Source organism: Microcoleus sp. Pol12B4 (genome assembly GCF_036701385.1).
Taxonomy (GTDB): Bacteria; Cyanobacteriota; Cyanobacteriia; order Cyanobacteriales; family Microcoleaceae; genus Microcoleus.
Genome location: NZ_JAUBQR010000388.1, coordinates 1 through 2,794, shown reverse-complemented (window position 1 = coordinate 2,794; position 2,794 = coordinate 1). Strand labels below are relative to the sequence as shown.

Below are 2,794 nucleotides of genomic sequence, written 5' to 3'. Positions count from 1 at the left end.
TATATTGAGTTACCTCAGTAGACGTATTCTCTATGTTTACTTATTTTAACATAGTTTTGTTTTTTCTCACCGACTTACTTAGATGCCACTACTGAATCACACCAATTCATCCAGTAGATCTGAAAGCTCACCCTGGTCGCGACCGTGGTTGTCGTCGATGACGAGGGTGTCGATCGATCTCAAAATTCATTCAACATTATACAGCATATTCCATCTAGGTGTAGATCGCAAGAAACCGGGTTTCGATCAACAGAATCGGTAAGGATGCGAGAACTGTAAAGAAACCCGGTTTCTGAGGTGTATTTTATAAACCTGGAATACGCTGTATTATACCTTCAAGTAAAAACCCATCAAGAACCTGGGATCGATTTTTGATTACAATTAAGTGGCACGGACAGAATCGTTAGGTCATCGCAGACGAGCGCTCAATTAATTGTTGTAACATCCAATCGAGATCAGCGATCGCTCCCAGGTTGAGACAAAAAACATTCTCAAGGGTAGCGCGGAACTCTGCAACCGTTGAAAGGACGCGGTGTTCTGTTCGACCATCCAAATAATGCACCGTAAACTGATTATTCCACAAGGCATAACGACAATTTGCATCCGGTTTTGCCACCATCAAGTTAGTAACAAAAATCGATTTCGGATGAGTTGAAACATACCAATTGCTCACCTCATAATCGGGTAATTCTTGCTCCTGAAGGTCGAATTTGTAAAGGGATTTCCACTCCTGCTTGATATATGCTTGCATAATGTAGCTGCGATCCACTGCAATCAATCGAAATGGTTCGTGGGATGTAGGTTGTTCAATATCCGGCGTCAAAGCAAGCGGCGCGGTAAGCGTTAACCCTCCGAATCCCACATCTGCAATGTATGGCTCTCCATTAATATTGACCCCCAGCACCATATGACTGCGAGGTGCGATCGTCCCGGATGGCAAATTCCACAGCACGCGAGCTGCTAGATTCGTTACCTCAAAGCCCAGAGCCAGCAAAACAGCCCGCAACAATGAATTTTGCTCAAAACAATAGCCACCCCGTCCCTCGTTGATTAGTTTTTGTTGCAAGGATGCTAAATCCAGCTTCACAGGTTGTTTTAGGAGCGAATTGAGGTTTTCAAAGGCGAGCGTTTGGGAATGTCGCTGATGAATTGCCTGTAACGTTGTCAGCCTGGGCGAGCAGTCACCGCTATAGCCAATTCGTTGAAAATAGGCATCAAGGTCGATTTCAGTCAGTTGTTGTTGCAATTGCATATTTTATTATTAGAGTCAATGCTGAGTTTATTCATGGGGAGTAATTAATCATTATGTATCCAACGTTCCTTCATGTTTAGCATCGGAGAAATCATAGATTTCGCTCGCTCCTTCACGTCGAATCATCCGCTTCCCCTGCCGATCGCTCCTTTCATCCCATCAAGTAAATCGGTAATGTCTCTTTGGTCGGGGCCGCGATTATCGCATACACCATCAAGGTGTTTAAATTTTTGTCTCTGCTGAGTTTCTGCACTTTTCTTACATTCCCCTCTGTTGCGCCCAGTGCAGCCGTGATAACACTGTGTCTGATGCGGTGAGGGAACATCTGCTACTGGCGTTGCTTAATCAGGATATGAAAAAAATAACTTGAAAATCCCGAAGTTTTGTGGATACTGGTTTCTCTGACTTGCATATTTAGCCCTTCATACCCTAAATCAGCAACGCCCTTTAACTTTCGCTTCAAATCAATTCTACAGTTTCACGCTTGCATCGCCCACTGTCTCGGGCTATACCTGTGCTGACATAACGCATCTCCTTTGCTAATCTCAAAGTTAGTTCTTTACCGCAATTGCTCATGGGTAGCCAATCTACAGCCAAAACTATCTTTCTCCTCGCCTCTATGGTGGGCTGGCTTATCGTTGGTGCATCTTTGATGTATCTTTTTCCGGTCGTCGCAGATTGGTTAATATCCTCCGATCGCACCCATCTATGGATGCAGACCCTCAGCCGTAGCGGTTACAATCCTATGCTGGCTTGGGTAGGAGGAGGCATCACTCTGGTTATTACTGTGTCGGGGTATATCCTCTGGCATCAGAGGTTTGAAGGCAAGATTTAGAGCGATGGTCACAGATCGATTTTGGAGCGATCGAGTTCTAAGTTCTTAGAAGTGTGGGAGGCCTTTGCGGTGAGGCGTAAAAAAAGCCTCCCAAGACGACTATCAGAATTTTAGATATTTATGAGTGCTGGTTTGATATACAGTGCTTAATTTTTGGAAAACAGCGAGTGCTATATTTCTGAAACTTTGGGCTGCTGTAAAGCAAGATAGTATTAATGAATCTGAATTGGCAACAGTTATTAAATTCTCAGTGATTTAGTCTTTAAGTTACTGCTAGATTGCCTTTAGGTCTTAACAAGAGCATGGACAGTAGAGATTGAAAGTTTAAATTTTATTACAATATGCTCTCCAGCTTATCTATAGTCATTTCAAATAAATGTGATACAGAGGTCAGATCATGATAAAATCGCTAAAAATAGTTAATTAAAAAAAATAGATTACAGTCTAGACCTAAGACAAAAAGTAGTCAATTATGTGGAAAATGGAGGGAGTATAACGAAAGCTGCTGCCATATTTAAGGTAGGAAGAGCAACAATTTATAGATGGTTAGGTAGGGAAGACCTTCGACCAACTCAGGTCAACCACCGTCAACGAAAGCTAGATTGGGAAGCCCTCAAAAAAGATGTTGAAAAAAATCCGCTCAGCAAGATTAGTAGAAAGAGCAAGAACTTTCAGGCGTCAGACCGAGTGCCATCTGCTATGCCTTA

Annotated in this window: 2 protein-coding genes and 1 pseudogene; 2 read left to right on the top strand and 1 reads right to left on the bottom strand. The window is 42.8% G+C overall.

The window, feature by feature from the left end; all coding sequences use genetic code 11:
• Positions 1 to 403: 403 nt before the first annotated feature.
• Positions 404 to 1,252 carry an arylamine N-acetyltransferase gene (locus tag QUA38_RS28375; RefSeq protein ID WP_333167758.1) on the bottom strand — a complete coding sequence of 283 codons (849 nt, stop codon included), beginning with the start codon at positions 1,250 to 1,252 and terminating at the stop codon, positions 404 to 406.
• A 574-nt stretch (positions 1,253 to 1,826) separates the two neighbouring features.
• Here QUA38_RS28375 and QUA38_RS28370 point away from each other — a divergent pair.
• Both QUA38_RS28370 and QUA38_RS28365 read left to right on the top strand, forming a co-directional pair.
• Positions 1,827 to 2,087, top strand: coding sequence for a hypothetical protein (locus tag QUA38_RS28370; protein WP_333064676.1), 261 nt, complete (start codon positions 1,827 to 1,829; stop codon positions 2,085 to 2,087).
• Between the two features lie 432 nt (positions 2,088 to 2,519).
• A pseudogene (locus tag QUA38_RS28365) lies at positions 2,520 to 2,794 on the top strand (IS630 transposase-related protein); the annotation flags it as partial.

Coding starts and splice junctions, on each gene's coding strand:
- QUA38_RS28375 (WP_333167758.1), bottom strand. CDS start 1,252: ATGCAATTGCAACAACAACTGACTGAAATCGACCTTGATGCCTATTTT.
- QUA38_RS28370 (WP_333064676.1), top strand. CDS start 1,827: ATGGGTAGCCAATCTACAGCCAAAACTATCTTTCTCCTCGCCTCTATG.